The organism is Gracilibacillus alcaliphilus (assembly GCF_016909015.1).
GTDB lineage: Bacteria > Bacillota > Bacilli > Bacillales > Amphibacillaceae > Gracilibacillus > Gracilibacillus alcaliphilus.
The window spans coordinates 1-23,254 of record NZ_JAFBFA010000014.1 but is presented as its reverse complement, the minus strand read 5'-3'; the positions used below and the strand labels follow the sequence as shown (position 1 = coordinate 23,254).

24 protein-coding genes, 2 rRNA genes and 2 other annotated features are annotated in these 23,254 nt (G+C 40.6%); all 26 genes read right to left on the bottom strand.

Features of this window, described 5'->3' with window-relative positions; all coding sequences use genetic code 11:
- Nucleotides 1-87 precede the first annotated feature (87 nt).
- Nucleotides 88-684: a methyltransferase gene (locus JOD18_RS11670; RefSeq protein WP_204669214.1), complete on the bottom strand. Its 597-nt coding sequence runs from the start codon at nucleotides 682-684 to the stop codon at nucleotides 88-90.
- Nucleotides 685-826: 142 nt separating this feature from the next.
- Nucleotides 827-1,192, bottom strand: a complete 366-nt coding sequence (rplL, locus tag JOD18_RS11665) for a 50S ribosomal protein L7/L12 (protein WP_204669213.1) — start codon at nucleotides 1,190-1,192, stop codon at nucleotides 827-829.
- A 106-nt stretch (nucleotides 1,193-1,298) separates the two neighbouring features.
- A complete protein-coding gene (gene rplJ / locus JOD18_RS11660; protein WP_204669212.1) occupies nucleotides 1,299-1,796 on the bottom strand; it encodes a 50S ribosomal protein L10 in 498 nt (165 codons plus the stop codon).
- Between the two features lie 37 nt (nucleotides 1,797-1,833).
- Nucleotides 1,834-1,998 (bottom strand) — a sequence feature (ribosomal protein L10 leader region).
- Nucleotides 1,999-2,062: 64 nt separating this feature from the next.
- Nucleotides 2,063-2,758, bottom strand: a complete 696-nt coding sequence (gene rplA, locus JOD18_RS11655) for a 50S ribosomal protein L1 (RefSeq protein ID WP_204669211.1) — start codon at nucleotides 2,756-2,758, stop codon at nucleotides 2,063-2,065.
- Between the two features lie 152 nt (nucleotides 2,759-2,910).
- On the bottom strand, nucleotides 2,911-3,336 hold the full coding sequence (gene rplK, locus JOD18_RS11650; protein WP_204669210.1) for a 50S ribosomal protein L11: 426 nt from the start codon (nucleotides 3,334-3,336) through the stop codon (nucleotides 2,911-2,913).
- 169 nt (nucleotides 3,337-3,505) lie between these two features.
- A complete protein-coding gene (nusG, locus tag JOD18_RS11645) occupies nucleotides 3,506-4,042 on the bottom strand; it encodes a transcription termination/antitermination protein NusG (RefSeq protein ID WP_204669305.1) in 537 nt (178 codons plus the stop codon).
- Between the two features lie 303 nt (nucleotides 4,043-4,345).
- A complete protein-coding gene (secE, locus tag JOD18_RS11640; protein ID WP_204669209.1) occupies nucleotides 4,346-4,525 on the bottom strand; it encodes a preprotein translocase subunit SecE in 180 nt (59 codons plus the stop codon).
- A 37-nt stretch (nucleotides 4,526-4,562) separates the two neighbouring features.
- The gene (rpmG, locus tag JOD18_RS11635; protein WP_204669208.1) at nucleotides 4,563-4,709 is read right to left on the bottom strand and encodes a 50S ribosomal protein L33; all 147 of its coding nucleotides are present in this window, start codon (nucleotides 4,707-4,709) and stop codon (nucleotides 4,563-4,565) included.
- Nucleotides 4,710-5,207: 498 nt separating this feature from the next.
- A complete protein-coding gene (gene sigH, locus JOD18_RS11630) occupies nucleotides 5,208-5,852 on the bottom strand; it encodes an RNA polymerase sporulation sigma factor SigH (protein ID WP_204669207.1) in 645 nt (214 codons plus the stop codon).
- A gap of 108 nt (nucleotides 5,853-5,960) precedes the next feature.
- Nucleotides 5,961-6,470 carry an NYN domain-containing protein gene (locus tag JOD18_RS11625; RefSeq protein WP_204669206.1) on the bottom strand — a complete coding sequence of 170 codons (510 nt, stop codon included), beginning with the start codon at nucleotides 6,468-6,470 and terminating at the stop codon, nucleotides 5,961-5,963.
- Nucleotides 6,470-7,216: a 23S rRNA (guanosine(2251)-2'-O)-methyltransferase RlmB gene (rlmB, locus tag JOD18_RS11620; protein WP_204669205.1), complete on the bottom strand. Its 747-nt coding sequence runs from the start codon at nucleotides 7,214-7,216 to the stop codon at nucleotides 6,470-6,472. The genes JOD18_RS11625 and rlmB overlap by 1 nt, the downstream gene beginning before the upstream one ends.
- Before the next feature lie 2 nt (nucleotides 7,217-7,218).
- A complete protein-coding gene (locus JOD18_RS11615; RefSeq protein WP_420827803.1) occupies nucleotides 7,219-7,623 on the bottom strand; it encodes a Mini-ribonuclease 3 in 405 nt (134 codons plus the stop codon).
- Nucleotides 7,623-9,023: a cysteine--tRNA ligase gene (gene cysS, locus JOD18_RS11610; protein ID WP_204669203.1), complete on the bottom strand. Its 1,401-nt coding sequence runs from the start codon at nucleotides 9,021-9,023 to the stop codon at nucleotides 7,623-7,625. Before cysS ends, JOD18_RS11615 begins: the two co-directional genes overlap by 1 nt.
- Nucleotides 9,013-9,675: a serine O-acetyltransferase gene (epsC, locus tag JOD18_RS11605; protein WP_204669202.1), complete on the bottom strand. Its 663-nt coding sequence runs from the start codon at nucleotides 9,673-9,675 to the stop codon at nucleotides 9,013-9,015. Before epsC ends, cysS begins: the two co-directional genes overlap by 11 nt.
- 422 nt (nucleotides 9,676-10,097) lie before the next feature.
- Nucleotides 10,098-10,319: a binding site (T-box leader), on the bottom strand.
- A 28-nt stretch (nucleotides 10,320-10,347) separates the two neighbouring features.
- A complete protein-coding gene (gene gltX / locus JOD18_RS11600) occupies nucleotides 10,348-11,814 on the bottom strand; it encodes a glutamate--tRNA ligase (RefSeq protein WP_204669201.1) in 1,467 nt (488 codons plus the stop codon).
- A gap of 507 nt (nucleotides 11,815-12,321) precedes the next feature.
- Entirely contained in the window at nucleotides 12,322-12,804 is a 483-nt protein-coding gene (gene ispF / locus JOD18_RS11595) for a 2-C-methyl-D-erythritol 2,4-cyclodiphosphate synthase (protein WP_204669200.1), read from the bottom strand.
- 115 nt (nucleotides 12,805-12,919) lie between these two features.
- Nucleotides 12,920-13,609, bottom strand: a complete 690-nt coding sequence (ispD, locus tag JOD18_RS11590) for a 2-C-methyl-D-erythritol 4-phosphate cytidylyltransferase (RefSeq protein WP_204669199.1) — start codon at nucleotides 13,607-13,609, stop codon at nucleotides 12,920-12,922.
- A gap of 208 nt (nucleotides 13,610-13,817) precedes the next feature.
- Entirely contained in the window at nucleotides 13,818-14,921 is a 1,104-nt protein-coding gene (locus JOD18_RS11585; protein WP_204669198.1) for a PIN domain-containing protein, read from the bottom strand.
- Nucleotides 14,922-15,163: 242 nt separating this feature from the next.
- Nucleotides 15,164-16,534, bottom strand: coding sequence for a DNA repair protein RadA (gene radA, locus JOD18_RS11580; protein WP_204669197.1), 1,371 nt, complete (start codon nucleotides 16,532-16,534; stop codon nucleotides 15,164-15,166).
- Nucleotides 16,535-16,770: 236 nt separating this feature from the next.
- Entirely contained in the window at nucleotides 16,771-19,218 is a 2,448-nt protein-coding gene (gene clpC / locus JOD18_RS11575; protein ID WP_204669196.1) for an ATP-dependent protease ATP-binding subunit ClpC, read from the bottom strand.
- A gap of 1 nt (nucleotide 19,219) precedes the next feature.
- Nucleotides 19,220-20,296 (bottom strand): protein-arginine kinase McsB, encoded by a 1,077-nt coding sequence (locus JOD18_RS11570; RefSeq protein WP_204669195.1) that lies wholly within the window; start codon nucleotides 20,294-20,296, stop codon nucleotides 19,220-19,222.
- Nucleotides 20,293-20,838 carry a protein-arginine kinase activator protein McsA gene (locus JOD18_RS11565; RefSeq protein WP_204669194.1) on the bottom strand — a complete coding sequence of 182 codons (546 nt, stop codon included), beginning with the start codon at nucleotides 20,836-20,838 and terminating at the stop codon, nucleotides 20,293-20,295. The genes JOD18_RS11570 and JOD18_RS11565 overlap by 4 nt, the downstream gene beginning before the upstream one ends.
- Nucleotides 20,839-20,850: 12 nt before the next feature.
- Entirely contained in the window at nucleotides 20,851-21,315 is a 465-nt protein-coding gene (locus JOD18_RS11560; RefSeq protein WP_204669193.1) for a CtsR family transcriptional regulator, read from the bottom strand.
- A gap of 256 nt (nucleotides 21,316-21,571) precedes the next feature.
- A complete protein-coding gene (locus JOD18_RS11555; RefSeq protein ID WP_204669192.1) occupies nucleotides 21,572-22,738 on the bottom strand; it encodes a GNAT family N-acetyltransferase in 1,167 nt (388 codons plus the stop codon).
- 200 nt (nucleotides 22,739-22,938) lie between these two features.
- A 5S ribosomal RNA gene (rrf, locus tag JOD18_RS11550) occupies nucleotides 22,939-23,052 on the bottom strand.
- Nucleotides 23,053-23,113: 61 nt separating this feature from the next.
- Nucleotides 23,114-23,254 (bottom strand): 23S ribosomal RNA (locus JOD18_RS11545); the annotation flags it as partial.

The window sequence follows — 23,254 nt, the reverse complement described above, 5'->3', positions numbered from 1 at the left end:
TTATACATAATTTTAGATTTTTACTTGACATACCTTTCGTTCTATTGGCATTTTTCAATACTACCACAAATAGAATAAAGAGTCAAATTATTTTGCACGCAAAATAAAATAGCCTTTTGACCGCTTCACGACCTCCACTTCCTCAAACAATTCGGCCAGCTTCTTCTGGGCAGATGGCGCCCCTTGTTTCTTTTGAATGACTACCCACAGTTCGCCGTTTGGCAATAATGCATGAGCAGCTTGCTCAAACATTTGGTGAACAATTTCTTTACCTGCACGAATAGGCGGGTTAGTGAGAATCGCCGCAAAAGATTGTTCAGGGAGATTGTCTAGTATATTACTCTCTATAAAGGTCACATTATCGACCTGATTCTGACGGGCATTCTGTTCTGCCAAATGCAATGCCCGCTGGTTGACATCAACACCGATTACAGACCGTTCCGGATAGACAGCAGCTAACGCAATTGCAATTGGGCCATAGCCACAGCCCAAATCTAATAATGCCCCCGTCACACTAGAAGGCTGAAACTGTTCAATCAGCAAGCTCGAACCAAAGTCAACCTCATTTTTAGAGAATACACCATTATCAGTTGTAAATGTAAAACTAATTCCTTTTAACGTATAACTCCATGTCTTAGGCTCACTCTTCGCTGCAGGAGAATTCGAGAAATATTGATCCAACACATTCACCAACTTTCTTTAATGTGTACGTTCAAAAAGCTCTACATCTCACAAAGTGATCCATTGTGAGACTTTTTGAACAACCTCTTTACGTGAAAGAAAAGCCCGCCATATATTATAGCGAGCTTTTTCTGCTTAGTAATTACTATTTTAATTCTACGGATGCTCCAGCTTCTTCAAGCTTAGATTTAATTTCTTCCGCTTCTTCTTTTTCTACGCCTTCTTTGATAGCACCTGGTGCGTTATCAACAAGTTCTTTTGCGTCTTTAAGGCCAAGACCAGTGATTTCACGAACAGCTTTAACCACTTTGATTTTAGAAGATCCAGCACTTGTAAGTACTACATCAAATTCAGTTTGCTCAGCAGCTGCTTCGCCGCCTGCTGCTCCACCTGCTACTGCTACAGGAGCTGCTGCAGTTACTCCAAATTCTTCTTCGATTGCTTTTACTAAGTCATTTAATTCAAGAACAGACATTTCTTTGATAGCTTCAATGATTTGATCTTTTGACATGTTCATTTCCTCCTAATTAATGATATTATTTTACGAACATTGTTGTCGAGATAATGGTTCAAAAAGGTTCAGTTTCCCTTCCTTTTGAACATATTCACGATAATAATTATGCACCTTGCTCTTCTTTTTGCTCAGCAATTGCCTTAGCTGCATAAGCAAAGTTTCGTACTGGTGCTTGTAGTACGCTGAGTAGCATAGAAAGCATACCTTCGTAGTTTGGCAGGCTAGCAAGTTCTTTGATTTGATCAAGTGTTGCCACAGACCCTTCAACCACGCCACCTTTGATTTCTAATGCTTCGTGCTCTTTTGCAAAGTTGCTTAATACTTTGGCAGGAGCAATAACATCTTCACTAAATGCAATAGCGGTTGGGCCAACTAATAGATCATTTAGTTCACTAAGTTCCGCTTCTTCCACAGCACGGCGAGACATGGTATTCTTGTATACTTTGAACTCTACACCCGCTTCACGAAGCTGAGCACGCAATTCTGTCACTTCTGCTACATTCAAACCACGGTAATCTACAAGGATTGTAGATTGGCTTGAACGGAATTTCTCTGCGATTTCTGCAACAACTTGTTTCTTCTGTTCGATTACCTTTGACATGATTCCACCTCCTAAAACACGATCATTATACCCGATCCACCCAAACAAAAATCCCTCATATCTAAGGCAGACATGAGGGATTATGGCTGAACAGACTGACCTTCTCAAGAAAAGGGCCTCTGTAATATATCCAGACACACCTCGGCAGGAAATTAAGCTGGCAAGCAGCACCTGCTGTCTACGGTATAATGTATTTTATTATTTATTTCAGTCAGATTGACCATTGTGAATTATATCCAACTTCCTGACAAAAGTCAAGAAGAAAATTATTTAGCAATAGCAGCTGCGTCAACGCGAACACCAGGTCCCATAGTAGAAGAAACGGCTACATTGCGGATGTAAGTACCTTTTGCAGCTTGAGGTTTTGCTTTTACAATCGTATCAGCTAGCGCATTAAAGTTTTCAACAAGCTTCACATGATCAAACGATACTTTACCGATTGGCACGTGGATGTTTGACTGCTTATCTACACGATACTCTACTTTACCTGCTTTAATTTCTTGAATAGCTTTCTCTACTTCAAAAGTAACTGTTCCTGTTTTAGGGTTTGGCATAAGTCCTTTAGGTCCTAATACGCGCCCTAATTTACCAACTTCCGCCATCATATCAGGAGTCGCAACTACTACATCAAACTCAAACCATCCTTGGTTAATTTTATTGATTAAGTCTTGATCTCCAACAAAGTCAGCACCTGCTGCCTCTGCTTCTTTTGCTTTGTCACCTTTTGCAAAGACTAATACAGTTTGTGTTTTACCAGTTCCGTGTGGTAATACCATTGCTCCACGGATTTGCTGATCTGCTCTCTTAGGGTCTACGCCTAAACGAAAAGCAACTTCTACTGTTTCATCAAAATTTGCTGTAGATGCCTTTTGTACTAATTCAAGTGCCTCTTCTGCACCATATACTTTTGTACGGTCAACAAGCTTTAATGCTTCTTGTTGTTTTTTTGTTTTCTTTGCCATTGTTACATTTCCTCCTTTGTGGTTTTAACGGCTATACCTCCCACTTCATTCAAGCGGAATAGCATGTGAATGATTCAAAATGAAAGGTTGCGCGTAATGAATTAGCTTTATCATCACTACCGCAACCTTCTGCTTTGCACAACGCTGTGAGATTAGTCTTCGATAACAATACCCATGCTACGCGCAGTACCTTCTACCATTCGCATGGCAGCTTCAACATCAGCAGCATTTAAATCTGGCATCTTTAATTCTGCGATTTCTTTTACCTTATCACGTTTAAGTGTTGCCACTTTGTTACGATTTGGTTCGCCTGATCCAGATTCAACACCTGCTGCTTTCTTAAGCAACACTGCTGCTGGTGGAGTTTTAGTAATGAATGTATATGAACGGTCTTCATATACCGTAATTTCTACTGGAATAATCATACCAGCTTGATCTTGTGTTTGAGCGTTAAACTCTTTACAAAATCCCATAATGTTAATACCTGCTTGACCTAATGCAGGACCAACTGGCGGCGCTGGATTCGCTTTACCTGCCGGGATTTGAAGTTTTACAATTGAACTTACTTTTTTAGCCACGAGACACACCTCCTTAAGTCCGTGATGTGGTAATAGGGCAACATATTTACCCTCCCACTCAAATTATGCATAAATAACTCTTATACTCGAGGCATAAAGAACATAAAAATTTTAGCATTATCTGGGGTAAAATGCAAGTAGGTTTCTTAATATTTCATAGGAAAGTTTTCTAAGATAGTTTTCTTACCTGTGAAAAATCTAACTCAACTGGCGTTTCACGGCCAAACATATCGACATGCACTTTTACTTTTTGTTTATCGGCGTCGATTTTTTCAATTTTTCCAGAAAAACCGTTAAATGGACCATCGGTTACTTCTACTGTTTCTTTTAATTCAAAGTCAATTTCCACAACAGGCTGATCGTAACCCATTCGCTTTAGAATCATGTCTACTTCTTCTTCTAACAATGGGGTCGGTTTCGAGCCGGAACCTGCTGAACCAACAAATCCCGTAACACCCGGCGTATTACGCACCACATACCAAGAGTCATCCGTCATGATCATCTCGGCTAGTACATAACCAGGGAAGACTTTCTTCTTCGCAACTTTTTTCTTTCCATTCTTGATTTCAGTCTCTTCATCTTCAGGCACAAGTACACGAAATATCTTATCTTCCATTCCCATTGATTCCAAGCGTTTCTCAAGGTTTGTCTTTACTTTATTCTCATAACCTGAATAAGTATGCACCACATACCATCTTTTTTCCATCTTTGCTTTGGCTAACGTTCGCCCTTCCCTCCCTTTTACATAAAGTGAAACTTCGTTCAGTGGTTTTTTCATCCCCACGGAATGTTAGTTGAACCAATCGGGCCGTTACTGGCTGTTAGATCTCCCGCTTAGACATACATATTCCCTTATTTCTTGAAGTAGGAGTCTTACAGCCAGTTACACTGCGATAAACATTCTCATTCTCTCACGACACGCGTTAAGAAAATTAAAGAAATTAAAAAACCCGCCTGACGGGTTCTTTTTCTTTGTATTTAATGACAGTATAACATATATAACTTCAATTTATTCAAATAACAAATTAAGAAGTTGTGTAATGCCCAAATCGACAACTGCGAAGAAAACTGTTACAAAAGCAACAGTGAGTACTACGGTTATCGTATAGCGAGTCAATTCACGCCCCTTGGGCCATGATACCTTCTTCATTTCACGACTTACATTCTTCAAAAAAGCAACTGGTTTCACAGATAGTACCTCCAAACTTTCTCAATCTACCGTCAAGTCATTTCGTCTCACGATGTATGGTATGTCGGTTGCAATTCTTGCAAAATTTCTTTCTTTCCATTCGTCTTGCATCCGACAGGTTCTTATCTGTACTATAATTTCGGCTATGGCAAACCTCGCATGCAAGTGCTATCTTCTTCCCCATTATGGCCACCTCTTACAATTTATGTGTTCAAAAAGGGTGAGCGAAGTAGCTGAACTTGTCCATCTATAAGTATCTGTTCAAAAAGGCGGTAAAAAAGACCTTCATCGGTTACATTTATCATGTCCTGAGTCTATAAATAACTTGTCTCATCAACAAGACTTGTTATTACACAATTTAACGTGCTTTTTGAGCAATTTCTATAAGGTAGACTTACCAGCATATTACTTAAAATAAAATTATTTTACTTTTTGAACAATCTTAATATAGGTGTTTACACCTATTATAATGTAGCACGGTTATTACATGCTGTCAACGCTATCTCATGACAATCTATAGGAAGAAGTCGCTGAAAAACTTGATAAATGATGACATCATGACGCAAATTCTACCTCCGTACTTGCTTGGGGTTTACGCATGAATCCAATAAAATGGGTGACAGGGGGATCTTGATTGCTGTGCATATTATTGGGTATCCCTCAATATGCGAGGCACCTTACCTTAAGATATGTCCATACCGCTCTCTGCTAAGTATTTCTCTAGCTTCTTTTTCACCCGTTGTAAGGCATTATCAATTGATTTGACGTGTCGATTCAATTCCACAGATATCTCCTGATACGTCCTACCTTCTAAATATAATAACAGTACTTCTTTCTCTAAGCCGCTTAGAACCTCAGCTAGTTTACTTTCCATATCCCCGTAGCGCTCCCGGTTAACCAATAATTCCTGAGGATCCATCGCGATCGTTGCCTCTAAGACATCCATCAGCGTTCGTTCCGATCCTTCTTCATATATCGGTTTGTCTAATGATATGTAAGAGTTAAGTGGCATATGTTTCTGCCGTGTAGCCGTTTTAATCGCCGTAATTATTTGCCTTGTAATACATAATTCTGCGAATGCCCGAAAAGAAGAGGGCTTATCAACTTGGAAATCCCGAATTGCTTTGTATAGACCGATCATTCCCTCTTGTGTGATATCTTCATGGTCTGCACCAACAAGGAAATAAGTTTTCGTCTTGGCGTGAACAAACATTTTATACTTATTGATAAGAAAATCGAGTGCCTGAGTATCACCGGCTTGTACTAACAATACTAATTCTTGATCCTCTAAATGCTGATAGTTTAAGTCTGTATTATATACTCGCATGCTGATTTCTAGGACTCCTCCTGGCCTCAAAGCCGAAAAATTAGGTACTGAAGACTATATTAAGCACATTATACAGGAAGCGTTTACTTGGCGTCAACAACCGATTTGTTATTTATTCCCACGTCGCCATTTTTCGAAAATTTTCAACATTTCTTGATCTAAAGGGATCTTACTTCTTATTTTTGTCTCCTGATGTTCACGAATATCCAGTTCAATTTCCCTTTGAATATTTTTGATTTCAATATCTAACTCCCTTGCTGACATCCGAAAAGCACCTTGAGCAAAAATCGTGCGTTGTTCCGTATAATCAGAGGTGGCGACAAATACTTTCGTCCGCACATCTTTCCATTCCTTAACCAGCCTTTCAATACATTGATCGGCGGTTTCGTTCTCTTTTGTATAGATCACTTCCACCTTATATTTTTCTTCCCGGCTCTCTAAACCCCTTACCTCATAGGCATCAAACACAACGATTACTTTGCGGCTGCGATATGCCTGATATTCTGCTAGTTTCTCAATCAACAGCTGCCGTGCCTGCTCCAAGTCGGTGTCCTTTAATACCTTTAATTCTTCCCAAGCCCCAATCATGTTATAGCCATCGACTAACAATACATCCATCAATCTTCACCTTGTTGATCTCTTTTACGAAGCACCTCATACATCAACACGCTAGCCGCTACAGACGCATTTAGAGAGGAAACAGAACCGATCATAGGCAAACTGATCGTCCAGTCGCAGTTCTTTTTTACTAACCGACTAATTCCTTTTCCTTCATTACCCATAACCAATGCGATTGGCAGCTTACCATCCAATTGACGGTAGTCTTCTGTCGCTGTTGCCTCCGTCCCTACTACCCAGACGTGACGGGCTTTCAATTCTTCAATCGCTTGTACAATATTAGTCACCCGTGCAACAGGAATATGCTCGATCGCCCCTACGGAGGTTTTGGCTACGGTGGAGGTTAAACCAACCGCCCGACGTTTCGGAATAATCACACCATGTACGCCAGTCGCATCGGCACTACGCAAAATAGACCCTAAATTGTGAGGGTCTTCTATTCCGTCCAATACTACAAAAAATGGTGGTTCTCCCTTCGTATCTGCCGCTGCAAACAAATCCTCCAGACTCGCATATTCATAAGCCGCAACTTGGGCAGCTACACCTTGATGGTTTCCCGACACTAACTGATCTAACTTCTTCCTTGGGACACGCTGTAAGGGTGCCTCATGTTCCTTGGCTAATTTTTGTAATTTCCTCAAAAAGGCAGGGTTTAAACTATCTGATACACATAACTTTTGCACCGTTCGGCCTGATTCGAGAGCTTCTATAACTGTATTTCTCCCCATTATCCATTCATCATTCATTGCTATACATCCCCTTTCTCTGTAATATCAATCGCTTGGGCAATTAAGGTATCTAATCGTTCGGTCTGACCATCTAAATATAAAAAACCGATCAAAGCCTCAAATGCCGTACTATACCGATAATCTTGCACTCCCGTGTTTTTAGGAGTCGAACTAGATTTTGCATTTCGACCCCTTTTGACAATGGCGAGTTCTTGATCTGTTAAAATATCATGTTTCATCCAGAAATGAACCACTTTTGCCTGTGCTGTCGCCCGGACAAATTTAGTCGCATGCTGATGAAGCTGCTGTACTTTGACGATACCCTCTGTGATCAAATATTCCCGAATATATTTCTCATAAATGACATCACCCATATAAGCAAGTGCCAAACTTTTTAATTCTATTGGATTCTGATTTGCCATTATTACCCTCGCTTCCACCTTGTACCTTGCGGTGTATCCTCCAAGATGATGTGTCGTTCCACTAAATCGTCTCTTATCTGATCAGCCAGCTGAAAATCTTTGTTTTTTCTGGCTTCAATTCGTTTTTCAATTAATGCCTCGATCTCATCATCTAGTAACTCTGTTTCACCAGTCTGCGGAATGCCCAGCACCTCCAGAAATTGCGTAAGGGTCTCGATAAAGGCATCAATTACCGCTGTATGCGTCTGCTGGGATTGTAAATACAGGTTTGCTTCCTTCACTACATCAAAAATAACAGAAATCGCATTGGCTGTATTAAAATCATCATCCATTTCTTGCTCGAATTGCTGTTGATATTGTTCGATTTTGTCGAACCATACTTGATTATCCTTAGTCAAACCCATACTGGTTTGTCTGCGATGATTTAAGTTGATAAGCGCATTCTCCATCCGGTCATAGCTGCTCTTTGCGTTTTCCAGTAAGGCATCACTGAAATTAATCGGATTGCGATAATGTACGCTGAGCATGAAGAAACGCACTACCTTTGGGTCGTGTTTTTGAATGAGATCATGTGCCAATACAAAATTTCCTAAGGATTTCGACATTTTTTCATTATCAATATTAATATATCCATTATGCATCCAGTAATTAGCAAAAGTCTTGCCATTGCATGCTTCCGATTGGGCAATTTCATTTTCATGATGCGGAAAGGTTAAGTCTTGACCGCCGGCATGAATATCAATAGTATCTCCAAGATATTTCTTCGCCATGGCAGAGCATTCAATATGCCAGCCGGGACGTCCTTTCCCCCATGGTGAGTCCCAAGAAATTTCCCCATCTTTCGCCTGCTTCCATAAAACAAAATCAAGTGGATCGTCCTTTTTCTCTCCAACTTGAATTCGTGCACCTGACTTCAATTCGTCAATCGATTGATGCGATAATTTTCCATAGCCGTCAAATGAGCGTGTTTTGAAATAAACATCTCCATCTGACTCATAAGCATGGCCTTTGTCAATCAGTGTTGCGATAAACGCAATAATATCAGACATTGATTCTGTGACACGGGGATTAACCGCTGCTTCTTTCACACCCAGTGCCTTGACATCTTCTTTATAGGCTTGAATAAAACGGTCAGCAATTACTGGCACTTCTTCTCCCAATTCTTTAGCCGCTTTAATTAATTTGTCATCTACATCGGTGAAATTCAGCACATAGTCTACTTGATAACCTCTATATTCGAAATAGCGGCGAACCGTATCAAATACAATAGCTGGCCGGGCATTACCGATATGAATATAATTATAAACTGTCGGGCCGCAGACATACATCTTCACAAGATTAGGCTCTATCGACTCAAACACTTCTTTCTGACGGGTTAAAGTATTATATATTTTAATCGTCATACTGCTTCACTCCTTCTTTTAATTCCTTTAACTCACCTTGCAGCTGGTGGATTTCCTCTCTCATCTCTTTCATGATTTCACTCACTGGATCGGGCAGCTTATGATGATCTAAATCTCTTCGTACCTTCTCTCCATTTTGCACCACTACTTTACCCGGTATACCAACTACTGTCGAATGATCCGGCACATCCTTCAACACAACAGATCCTGCCCCGATTTTTGAGTTGGCGCCAATTGTAATCGAACCTAATACCTTGGCTCCTGTAGCAATCAATGCATTATCATGTATGGTTGGATGGCGCTTGCCTTTTTCTTTTCCTGTTCCACCTAAGGTAACCCCTTGGAAAATAGTTACATTATCCCCGATTTCACATGTCTCCCCAATGACAACACCCATACCATGGTCAATGAAAAAACGTTTCCCAATTTTAGCACCGGGATGGATCTCGATCCCCGTAAAGAAACGGCTGATCTGTGAGACAGCCCGTGCAATAAAAAAGAATTTCTTACGATAAAAGGCATGTGCTACCCGGTGCGCCCAAATGGCATGCAGCCCTGAATACGTCAAACAAACTTCAAAATAAGTTCGTGCCGCTGGATCTTGATCAAAGACAACATCCATATCTTCCTTTAACTGCTTAAAGAAGCCCATACATCATTCCCCCTCTTTGTTACACAGTTGATCTATTCATCTTCATCCTATGTTTATTCTCAACAAGATTGTTTCTGAAGCAATTATGCCTGACTTTTATGCTCCCTTTAATATGTGTTCAAAAAGTTCGATAAAAAGGACCATCATCAGTTAAGTTCGCAACGTCCTGTTACAGCACCGATACTAGCACATCGTGTGCGTCGGCAGGCTAAACCCATGACGCCCTAGACGTTGAAGTTCAAGGTGGCGCAGCTTTAAGCCACGGACTTGCACAGGGTGTGTTGACTTCTGCTTTGCCCACACGATGTGGGGGATCTTAGTAGAAGTTCCCCTACCGTCAACTCCGACATTCGCCGTGTCATTTTTATTGGACTTTTTGAACAACTTCTTATAGTACAAAAAAACGCCTCTAAGTTATCATACTCAGAGACGCTTTCCCGCGCGGTTCCACTCTGTTTAGGGGACAGACTCTCCCCTCCACTTTCACCAAGTAACGGTGGTTAACCGTTCTTTCTTACTGTAGTTCAGAAAGAAAACTCTGAGGTGCATTTCAAAAACAGCTGCTTGAACCATTCTCAGCCAATGATGGTTTTCTCTGTGTGAAGCAGGGTTATTTTTTTACTTCTCCTCATCCACGTTTTATCACTATTATAGTTCATCTCGTTTAATTTGTTACTTTATTAAGGCAAGGGCATTCTCCAGTCTTGTCTTGACTGTTTCTGCTCCTAACAAATGAATGGCGTTTGGCAATTCTGGACCATGTACTTGACCTGTTGTTGCCACACGGATAGGCATAAACAATTTCTTGCCTTTCTGTTTTGTTTGTTTTTGTGTCGCCTTGATACTCACCTTCACTGCTTCTGGTGTCAATTCCTCGATCGCACTAAATTGTTCAAGGAATCCGGCAAGCACTTCTGGTACTTGTTCTTCTTTCAATACATCCATTGCCTCTTCATTATAATCGATTTTGGTTTGGAAGAAAAGTTCTGTTAACTCGACAATCTCTGCACCATATGATAATTGATCATGGTACAAGCCAATCAAATTGATGGCCCATTCCCTTTGTTTGGCAGACAGATCTTCCGGTAATTTACCTGCCTCGATAAGGTGCGGCAAACTTAATTCCACGACTTCATCTAAAGATATTTGTTTAATATATTGATTATTCATCCATTTCAGCTTGGCCGGGTCAAAGATTGCCGGAGACGTGGACAAACGTTCTGGATCAAACATTTGAATAAATTCTTCTTGGGTGAATAACTCTTCTTCTCCAACTGGGGACCAGCCTAGCAATGCAATAAAGTTAAAGATTGCCTCCGGAAGATATCCCAGATTCTTATATTGCTCGATAAACTGCAGAATATGTTCATCACGTTTACTTAATTTCTTGCGGTTTTCATTCAAAATCAATGTCATATGGCCGTAAGTTGGCGCCTTCCAGCCAAAAGCCTCAAAAATCATCATTTGTTTTGGAGTATTGGAAATATGCTCTTCTCCACGTAATACATGACTGATTTCCATATGATGGTCGTCAATCGCAACCGCAAAGTTGTACGTAGGGATGCCGTTTTTCTTGACCATTACCCAATCGCCAAAATCACTAGATTCAAATGTAATATTGCCACGGACTATATCATTGAATACATACGTTTTTCCTTCAGGCACTCGGAAGCGAACACTCGGCTTGCGGCCTTCCGCCTCAAATTGCTGCATCTGCTCTTCTGTTAAATCACGATGTGCTCCTGAATATTTTGGAACTTGTCCATTTGCCCGCTGTTCCTCACGCTCTGCCTCTAACTCCTCTTCTGTCATGTAGCATTTATAAGCCAGGCCGCGCTCTAATAAGTCATCTACATAGCGCTGGTAAATATCTAAACGTTCTGTCTGACGATATGGGCCGTAATCTCCGCCAATATCAGCACCTTCATCCCATTCCAAACCGAGCCACTTTAAGTAACGTAATTGGCTTTCCTCTCCACCTTCGACATTACGCTTATCATCTGTATCTTCCGTACGAATAATAAACTTACCACCTAAGTGTTTCGTATACAAGTAATTAAATAATGCAGTTCTTGCGTTTCCGATATGCAAGTGCCCAGTTGGACTTGGTGCATAACGAACACGTACTTCATTTGCCATAATACAATGCCCTCCATTTATCCGGAGTCAATATCTATCAACCGCCCGCTTGTTTGCAGGAGGTGGCATACTAGATGTTGACACTCCGATTGATTCAACGGTCACTCCCTAGGGATTCAAATCCCGTCAAATGACGTTTCCTTTGTATGAATTTACGTCTGTATAACCTTATTCTCTATTTTATCATTAACTTTTGTAAAATGTTATTGTTTTATGCTAAATCTTATCTAATAGTGCGTGTTCAAAAAGTCCGATAAAAAGGACCAAGAAGTTCAAGGCGGTGTAGCTTTGAGTAACGGAGCGTATACTTTTAAATACGTGAGTAACGGAAAAGCAAGCCAACGCAGAAATTCGATGCGTCATTTTGTTGGACTTTTTGAACATCCTCTAATAGTGCATGTTTAAAAACCTTCCAGCTGCAAGAAGGTCTATATATTTTAGATACGTGAGTAATTATTATTTGGTAACATCCTCAAACAGGCTGGTCGCTGATGACAACCTTACCGCTTATTTTGTGCCCGACTCTAACAGTACAACTGCCTGGGCAGCAATTCCCTCTTTCCTGCCGGTGAAACCTAATTGCTCGGTCGTTGTAGCCTTCACATTGATTCGTGATGGATCACATGTCAACAACCTTGCAATATTATCACGAATCGCGTCAATATGTGGTGCCATTTTTGGTGCTTGAGCAATGACAGTACAATCGAGATTACCTAATTGATAGCCGCGCTCTTGCACCAGCTTCCATACCTCTTGCAAGAGTTTCTGAGAATCCGCATCTTTAAAAGCCGGATCAGTGTCTGGAAAATGTTTGCCAATATCTCCTTCTCCAATAGCACCCAAACAAGCATCGGTAATCGTATGCAGTAACACATCTGCATCTGAATGACCTAACAGACCTAATGCATAAGGAATTTCTATCCCGCCAATAATACAAGGCCTGCCTTCTACTAACTGGTGTACGTCAAACCCTTGTCCAATTCGAAACATCGTATGTCCTCCTATTTATTTTTTGTAAAAAAGTGTTCAAGAGGTTGTTCAACATCTATCTTAAAAGTATCAGCTATTCAGCCTTCTTTTTTTCAGAGATCGGACTATGAAGTGATTAGCCCTGGCTATTTAAAATCATTTCTGCCCGCAATATATCTTCCGGTGTTGTTAGCTTTACATTTTGATAGGAACCTTGCACAATTTCCACTGGAGCCCCTAATAATTCTACTAAAGAGACATCATCTGTTCCAAGAATCTGTTCGGAAGCTGCATGTTCATGCGCCCGTTTAATAAGCTGGTAATCGAAAGCTTGTGGTGTTTGAGCTGCCCATAAGATAGAACGGTCCAACGTATCCAGCTGATCACCATTTTTACGTTTAATCGTATCTGTCACAGGCACAGCCAATAAGGCCGCCCCTTTAGCTCTTGCAGCAACAGCCAAATGATGTAAATGCTGCTCTTCGACAAAAGGTCTTGCCCCATCATGGATCATCACTACTTTTTCTTGATGTGCTGGTTCGACAGCTAACAATCCCTTATAACCACTTTCCTGACGTTCCTTGCCCCCATGAACAAACTGGATTTGCCCCCGCCAACGGTAACTTGAAATCAGTTCCATCATTACCTGTTGATCTGCTGGGTTAATCACCAAATAGATTTGTTCACACCAATTATCCCGGACAAATTTCTCCAAAGTATGTATAATTAAAGGCTTATGCAAAAGTTCAATAAATTGCTTATTCCTGCCTGTCTTCATGCGTTTTCCCTGTCCCGCCGCCAGCACAATCACTGTATATTTCTCCATGCGGCCACCCCAATCTATTTCTAATCTGCTTACACCTATTATATCATCTATTCTCCCTATAACGTGGGATGAAACACAAGATGATCGTTGATTTATTTATTATTTAGAAAAAGTAAACCGCTGCTTATACTCTAACATTCGCTTTCCATATAAAAAAGTGATAACCAAGGTTATCACTTTTTTATACCCTTTATAAGTTATACCTTTTTTACAAGGCTTTTTCAAGCAATTTTGGTTTTGCAAAAATCATCCGGCCAGCTGATGTCTGCAATACACTAGTGATGACAACACCGATATTCTGTCCGATGTAGTTCTTTCCTTCCTCGACAACAATCATCGTACCGTCATCCAAGTAAGCCACCCCTTGATTCTGTTCTTTCCCATCTTTAATCACTTGGACCATTAATTCTTCACCCGGCAAGACAATTGGCTTCACTGCATTAGCTAAGTCATTGATGTTTAAAACGGGAACTTTTTGAAATTCACAAACTTTATTTAAGTTAAAATCATTCGTTACAACAATACCATTCATCACCTTCGCCAGTTTCACCAGTTTACTGTCAACTTCGCTGATCTCTTCGAAGTCCCCTTCATAAATCTCTACTTTGATGGGTAGATCTTTTTGGATTCGATTAAGAATATCTAATCCTCTGCGTCCGCGATTACGCTTCAAGGAATCAGAAGAATCAGCTATATGCTGCAGTTCTTCTAAGACAAACTGAGGAATAATAATCGTTCCTTCTAAGAAGCTCGTTTGACAAATGTCCGCAATACGCCCATCGATAATGACACTAGTATCTAAAATTTTAGGTTTCGGCACCTCTTGACTAATTTCTTCAGATGGCTGTGCCTTTTTCTTTTCCTTCTTTGGCAAGGTTAATAAATTCAGGAATTCATCCCTGCGCTTAAAACCTACCTGAAAACCGAAATAGGCTAATAACAAACTCAAAAAGATAGGTACGATTTGCGAAATGATGCGAATTTCTATTGCTTGGATCGGAATAGTCAAGAAGTAAGCTATAATTAAACCAATGATAATACCTAAACTACCAAATAATAAATCGCCTACTGGAGCTTTCATTAATATTTCTTCTACCCAACCAAAAAACCGGATAAAGTAATCTGAAACCCATAGAGATAAAATAAATAATATGATTGCTCCAACCACTAAACCAACATAGGGTGCTACATATTCAGATCTAATCCATGTTCCTTCACCAAAACCTACTAACTCTAGTAAAAGCGGGATATACAAATATCCTGCTGTACCACCAGCAATAATAAAGAAAATTTGTACAAAACGTTTTAGCACCACGGTCACCTCCTATTTAGTATTCTCTCCATCTAGCTTTATTTTAAACATCCAAGACTTAATTTCTTATCCAGTTTCTTGTTGTAATGATGTAATAGCTGTCTGCAGTCCTATACACAATCTAGTTTTATAAGCTTGTCCAAAAAATAGGACTGCTGAAAATAACTTCTGATAAAACCGAGACCAGCTTATCAGGGTCCAGCACAGATACCTGAGCAGCCGATCAAGTTAACATCCTGTCTCTAATCTCCCAAGGTCACTTTAATTGCCTCTTGTACTGACTGAACGCCAATAATCTCAATATGTTTCGGAGCAGTCCAGCCGTCCATATTCTTGGCGGGAATAATCGCCCGTTTAAAGCCTAATTTAGCCGCTTCTTGCACTCGCTGTTCGATACGCGATACCCGGCGTATTTCTCCGGTTAAGCCAACCTCACCAATTAATACATCATCGGTTTGAGGAGATTTATCGCGGAAGCTGGAAGCAATGCTGATGGCCACTGCTAAATCAATCGCAGGCTCATCTAATTTGACACCGCCAGCTACCTTCACATAAGCATCCTGATTCTGAAGCATTAAACCTACCCGTTTCTCTAATACGGCCATTAATAATGGTACACGGTTATGATCAATCCCTGTCGCCATCCTTCTTGGATTACCGAAACTTGTCGGTGAGATCAAAGATTGAATCTCGACTAATACAGGTCTTGTTCCTTCCATTGAAGCCACAATCGTCGACCCTGCTGCCCCTTGAGACCTTTCTTCTAAGAAAACTTCAGAAGGATTAAGTACTTCTACTAAACCTTCTTCCTTCATTTCAAATATACCCATTTCATTTGTACTGCCAAACCGATTTTTGACACCTCGTAAAATTCGGAAGGTGTGATGTCGTTCCCCTTCAAAGTATAGAACGGCGTCTACCATATGCTCTAAAAGCCTTGGCCCAGCGATAGATCCTTCTTTCGTCACATGTCCAACAATAAAAATCGGCAAATGTTTCTGCTTTGCAATCCGTAGTAATTCACTTGTACATTCACGTACTTGCGAGACACTTCCTGGAGCACTGGTGACCTCTTCTTTGAAAATAGTTTGGATCGAATCAATGACCACAAAGCTAGGATTCAACTGATCGATCTGATTGGCAATATCCAGCATATTAGTTTCTGACAGGACATATAAGCTGTCAGAAGCTATACCTAAACGATCTGCTCTTAGCTTCGTCTGTCTAGCCGATTCCTCTCCAGAGATATACAACACGTCTAACTTGTCTAACGCTAATTGATGTGACACCTGCAGTAAGAGGGTTGACTTACCGATACCTGGATCACCGCCAATTAAAACCAAAGAGCCTGGCACAATCCCTCCGCCTAATACTCGATTTAATTCCTGCATTTGTGTTTTCATTCGCGGCTCATCTTGTAATTGTATGTTGGCTAGCTTTTCTGGCTTCCGTGCAGCCGTGCTGTCTTTAGTCCAGTTTCCTCTGGCACTTTTCGTTGCTTCTATTTCTTCTACTAATGTATTCCATTGATGACAACCAGGGCATTTTCCCATCCATTTTGGTGATTCATACCCACAAGATTGACAGACAAACTTGGATTTTCGTTTAGCCATTGGTATCTCCCCTCTCTATTATATACGAAATTTCCCCCGCATAAGTTACAGAGATCTATCAATTTAGTTAAAGGTGTATGTAAAAAGTGTAGAATTTATCAATAATTTTGCTCTTTTCCCTGAAATAACTACAAATACTTGTGTCTATGGACAGTATACAGTTTTTCTAGGTGCGAAAGTTGAGTATCTATATATAGTGGTAAAAAATCGGAAGGATAAATACCCTTCCGATTTTCTTATGATACACCTATATCTTCCACAATGCTTACGGCGAATTGTTCCGATTTATCTATATCAATTTTGACTTTCTGACCTTTGTTAATATTACCTTTTAGTAACTCCTCAGAAAGCAGATCCTCAACGTTCTTTTGAATCGACCGGCGTAATGGTCTTGCACCATACTCTGGATCAAAACCTTCATTGGCGATTTTTTCAACAGCTTGATCAGATAATTCGAATTCTATACCCTGTTCGACTAGTCGCTTCTGCAGTTCTTTCACCATTAATTCTACAATATCTTTCATATGTTTACGCTCTAGAGAATGGAAGACAATCGTTTCATCAATTCGATTCAAGAATTCAGGACGGAATGCCTTTTTCAATTCTGCAGTAACCTTGGAACGCATATCTTTGTAGTTCTGTTCTTCCTCACCAAGGCTGAAGCCTACATATTTATTACGTTTTAATTCACTAGCTCCAACATTGGATGTCATAATCAGAACCGTATTCCGAAAATCTACGGTACGACCTTTCGAATCTGTTAAGCGCCCATCTTCTAGTACTTGCAGCAAGATATTGAATACCTCGGGATGAGCCTTCTCCACTTCATCTAATAAAACAACGGAATAAGGTTTTCTGCGAACCTTTTCTGTTAATTGTCCGCCTTCTTCATATCCAACATAACCTGGAGGGGAACCAACTAACCTGGAGGTTGCATGTTTCTCCATATATTCCGACATATCAATCCGAATCATAGCATCCTCATCGCCAAACATGGATTCTGCCAATGCACGTGCCAATTCTGTTTTCCCGACACCAGTTGGACCTAAGAAAATGAAAGAACCTATTGGTCGTTTCGGATCCTTCAGACCAGCGCGAGCACGGCGAATTGCCTTCGATACCGCTTTAACAGCCTCTTCTTGACCAATCAAACGGTCATGTAAGATCTCTTCCATATTTAATAGACGCTCACTTTCGTCCTTTGTTAAAGCCGAAACCGGGACTCCCGTCCAAATGGAAACTACACTGGCAATATCCTCAACCGTTACTTCTGAGTTCTCCTGTCCTTGTTTTTCCTTCCATTTGGCCTCTGTCTGTTCCAATTCCTTTTTCAATTGTTGTTCTGTATCTCGAAGTGCCGCAGCTTTCTCAAATTCCTGGCTTTGAACAGCGGCATCCTTCTCTTTACGCACCTCTTCTAATTGATTCTCTAATTCTTTTAGGTTAGGCGGAGTCGTATAAGAACGCAAACGAACTTTCGATGCTGCCTCATCAATTAAGTCTATTGCTTTATCTGGCAGGAAACGGTCTGTAATATAACGATCAGAGAATTTAGCGGCTGCTTCAATCGCTGCGTCGGTAATTGTTACACGATGGTGTGCCTCATAGCGATCTCTTAATCCCCGAAGTATTTGTACTGCTTCTTCCACAGTCGGCTCATCCACTTGAATCGGCTGGAAACGACGTTCTAAGGCGGCATCTTTCTCAATATATTTACGATACTCATCCAATGTAGTTGCGCCGATACATTGCAGCTCTCCGCGTGCTAATGATGGCTTCAGAATATTAGAAGCATCAATCGCACCTTCCGCCCCGCCGGCACCAATTAAAGTGTGTAACTCATCAATAAATAAAATCACATTATTGGCTTGACGAATTTCTTCCATTACCTTTTTCAGACGATCTTCAAATTCCCCGCGGTATTTCGTACCAGCAACAACCGTTCCCATATCTAATGTCATGACACGCTTTTCCCGTAACGTTTCTGGCACCTCGTTTTGGACAATCTGCTGAGCCAGCCCTTCCGCCACAGCTGTCTTACCTACACCAGGCTCACCAATGAGTACAGGGTTGTTCTTCGTACGCCTGCTTAATACTTGAATAACACGCTCAATTTCTTTGGCCCTGCCAATAACCGGATCGATATTACCTTCTTTTGCAATAGCTGTCAGATCACGAGCTAAGGAGTCAAGTGTTGGTGTGCTGGCATTATTATTCTGCGTATTGCGGCTGTTCTGTGAGTTTGTTTCTGTACTGCCCAGCAGCTGTAAAACCTGTTGACGGGCTTTATTAAGACTTACACCCAAGTTATTAAGGACGCGGGCGGCTACCCCTTCTCCTTCACGAATAAGGCCCAGAAGGATATGCTCTGTACCTACATAAGAATGTCCCAATTTACGAGCTTCATCCATGGATAACTCAATCACCTTTTTGGCACGAGGAGTGTAGTGAATAGTCTGGGATACTTGATTACCTTTTCCGATAAGGGCTTCTACTTCATTACGAATCTTATCTGCACCAAGGCCGATAGCCTGAAGTGCTTTGGCAGCAATCCCCTCTCCTTCACTTACCAAGCCTAAGAGAATATGTTCTGTGCCTATATTATTATGTCCTAAACGCACTGCTTCCTCTTGGGATAGTGCCAATACCTTCTGAGCCCGTTCTGTAAAACGTTCAAACATCATGTTACAATTCCTCCTTCTGTTCCATATTAAGTCGCTCCCGTATCACAGAAGCCCTAAATACATCTCGTTCATTTGGCGATAACCGCCGCTTCGCATATTGCTGCAGAAAAGCCGGCTGCGTTAACACCACCAGTTCATTTAAAATTGACTTCGATATATTATTAATAAATCCAAGGTCAATAGCTAATCTCACATCTGACAGACATTTGGCGGTTTCTTTGGACTCAATAATCCGGCTATGCTGTAAAACACCCAGTGAACGGAACAAGCGATTCTCCAGTTCAAGTGGAGATTGCTCTACCAAGACTCTTCTAGCTTGTCGCTCATGTTCAATCAGCTGCTCAACCACTCCTTTTAAATCTTCGATAATATCTTCTTCAGACCGGCCTAACGTAATTTGATTAGAGATCTGAAAAATATTACCTAAAGCTTCGCTGCCCTCTCCATATATACCTCGGACCGCCAAGCCTAACTGATTAATAGCAGGAATCAACCGGTTAATTTTACGAGTAATAGCCAATGCTGGCAAATGCATCATCACAGAAGCCCTCAAACCTGTGCCAACATTAGTAGGACAGCATGTTAAATACCCTCTATCCTCATCAAAAGCATAATCAACCTTCTCCTCTAACCAATCATCCAGCTGAAATGCCTGCTCAAGCGCTCCCCCGAGTTGGAATCCAGGGAAGTATAACTGTGCCCTAATATGATCTTCTTCGTTAATCATAATAGAGACTTGCTCATTTTCTGAAATAAGCACAGCCCCATAATCTGATTTATCTGCTAAATGCGGACTAATCAAATGCTTCTCTACAAGAACTTGCTTTTCTATCGCTTTTAAGTCTGACATCTTGACAAACTCTAGTTTTTTATAGTCTGCAAACGAACGTTGGTCAAAGATATTTAGCATAATATGAAGTATATGCTCCATTTGCTCATCGCCTGCAATTAATGGAAAAGGATAGGCAGAGAAATTTCGAGCTAAACGAATACGGCTGCTCATTACAATATCACTATCAGGACCATCTTCTTTTAACCATGGACTGACCGCCTCACTCATAAAATGTTCCAGGCTCATTGCTTATCACCTTCCTCTTGCTCCTCAGTACGCTTCTCCATTGCTTTGATTTGATCTCGCAATCTAGCAGCCTCCTCAAATGCTTCAGCGGCTATAGCCTGCTGCAAGGACAGTTTTAAATGGCGCAGCTGTTTTCGATGATGTATATCTGAACCGGTTCTTTTTGGCACCTTTCCTTCATGTGTCGTATTACCACTATGAACTTTGCGAAACAAAGGATCCAGATGTTCCGAAAATGTGTCATAACAATGGGCACAGCCGAATTTTCCAATTTTAAGAAACTGTGGATATGTCATTCCGCATTTGTCGCAAACTAATTCCTGATATGAATGAGCTTGCTGTGAGGAATGAGACAATGTGTTTGCCTTTTGATGGAAAAGTCCTGATAACAAATGGTGTAAAGAGTACGGATCGTCATCCTGAGAGACATAGCCCTTCTCTTTCGCACACTGTTGGCATAGATGTACTTCCATCTTCTCACCGTTAATTACCTGTGTAAAATGAACTGTCGCTTGCCGTTCCTGACATTCTTGACATTCCACATCATACACCTCCTAAGAATGATATTTCAATGCATGAAGCATAGATGCGAGTATTCTGGCGCGCATTTCATCGCGTAATGGCAATTGTAATACTAAGGTATCACGGTCAATTGCACTCTTCATCAATTTCGCTTCCCTCACTGTAATCAGCTCTTCTTCCACTAAGCGATCCAAAATATTATGGGCTTTCTGCTGTGATAGTGCAGGGTAAATAAGCTCAATAATATCATCAATTAATTTCGCTTTGTCCTTATTGGTAATACGGCTGATTCGAATATATCCGCCGCCTCCACGTTTACTTTCCACTAAATAACCTTTCTCTAACGTAAAGCGCGTATTGATGACATAATTTATCTGAGAGGGCACACATTCAAATCGATTCGCAATTTCACTTCGTTTGATTTCAATAATTTGATGTTGATTATCATACATAATTTCTTTCAAATATTGTTCTATAATATCTGAAATATTACGCATTTTCCCTCCTCCAATCTGACTTTGACTATATTTGACTATACTTATATTATACTGTAACTTCTTCTAATTGAAAACAATTTAATCCCTTTTTAGTATAACCTTTCTTTTCGACAGTCAAACACAGATTGACGGGAAGCAAAAGTTTATTTGTATTATATTAATGAACTCTTCGTAGTCCTCGCATCAAGCATAACTACTCCGTGGTCCATTACTTTTAAGAGGTTATTTACGACCTTAAAGTGCATGAACATCCTCTTTAAAAGAAATCAGGGAGGAATGTTTGTGCTCTCGGAGTGATTGCTTCCAACAGCTCAATGGAGGGAGCCTCTCCTTTTATAAGATCTGCAGCTGATAATTCTTGAGGTCTTTTATACCCTAAAAGAATTTGTACGAGTTGCTGAACATCCATAACTATATCTGCTGTTTTAGCAGACGTTACTGTTGTCACTGTTATTTGCCGCTGATTAATGCTTAATCGGTATTGTCCCGTATTCTCAGGGAGAAAATCATCTTGCACTGCTATTGTAAGTTCTGCCTCATAACTGGTTTCAGCAAATGGATACTGACGTAAAAACCCCTCCACATCTACGATTCGTGCCATAAAATAAGGACTTCGTTTTTGTTCAAATCGTGGTTCTTCTGTAAGCAGTGGTAATGGATCATTAACTGCCATCTGCCATTGTACATGTTCTGCCATTGAATCATGGTTACCGATAAACGCCAGTAATTGTTTTCGTCCATTTAATGTAGAAAAGGCGGCATCTTTTACATGAAAAACATTACCTTTCATCTCATATATAACGTAAGCTTCTGGCGATTGCAGGTTTGCGACTGCTATTTGATCCTTGTCATTTAAAATGATGTCCCACCAGTGCTCTGTTCTATTCAGTGTACCGCTAAATGTTTTGGCATAAGCAGTGTATACCCCTTGCAGTAAAGCTATCGTTTCACTGCTCTTAGTCAATCGGCTAACTGTTCCTGTGCTCCCCCAATCTTTTCGAAAATGTTTAATTGGAATATAAGAAGCTAAGTTGTCAAAAGCAAGCTCCCAGCCATATTTACGATAAAATGGCACAGAGAAAGGATGTAGATAAGATAAAGTTTTTCCTTCCCTTTTCATAATTTGCAAGGCCTCTTGTAAAAGCTGTTTCACTTTTCCTCCTCTGCGTTGTTCTGGCCAAGACGCAACTGCAGCTATTCCACCCATTTCCATCAACTCACGATGAATATATACTTGAAAAGGAATAATATGTACTTTGGCTGCTAGTTCATCCAATTCCATCCAGCCCAAAATCGTATGATTTGTCATTTTCTTTTTGTAACGAGCTTTCTCTTCTTCTGTTAATGTATATTGGAAAGCGTATTGATTTAGTGCTAATACTTCTTCATAATTTGCTTCCGTTAATTGTTTTATTTTTTCCATTGTTTATTTCCTCCTCGATATGGCGATAAAGTCTGCCTTTTGTCAGAATAGAATTTCTCCCTGCCAATGGCTAGTAATGCTTAGCCGGGATAACATAACATGCATATCTACTTATTTCTTACATATTAGGATAGCAGATAAGGCGTAATGATTAAACACAAAAAACTCCTTAGTGTATGTACTAAGGAGTTTTTGTAAGTGCCTGGCAACGTCCTACTCTCGCAGGGGTAAACCCAACTACCATGAGCGCTGAAGAGCTTAACTGCTGTGTTCGGCATGGGAACAGGTGTGACCTCTTCGCTATTGCCACCAGACTATATATAGGATATATACCCTAAAAACTAGATAAGAAAGACAAGGTCAAACAAAAGGTGTATAGATAAGTCCTCGATCGATTAGTATTCGTCAGCTACACATGTCACCATGCTTCCACCCCGAACCTATCTACCTCATCGTCTCTGAGGGATCTTACTCTATCGAATAGATGGGAAGTCTCATCTTGAGGGGGGCTTCATG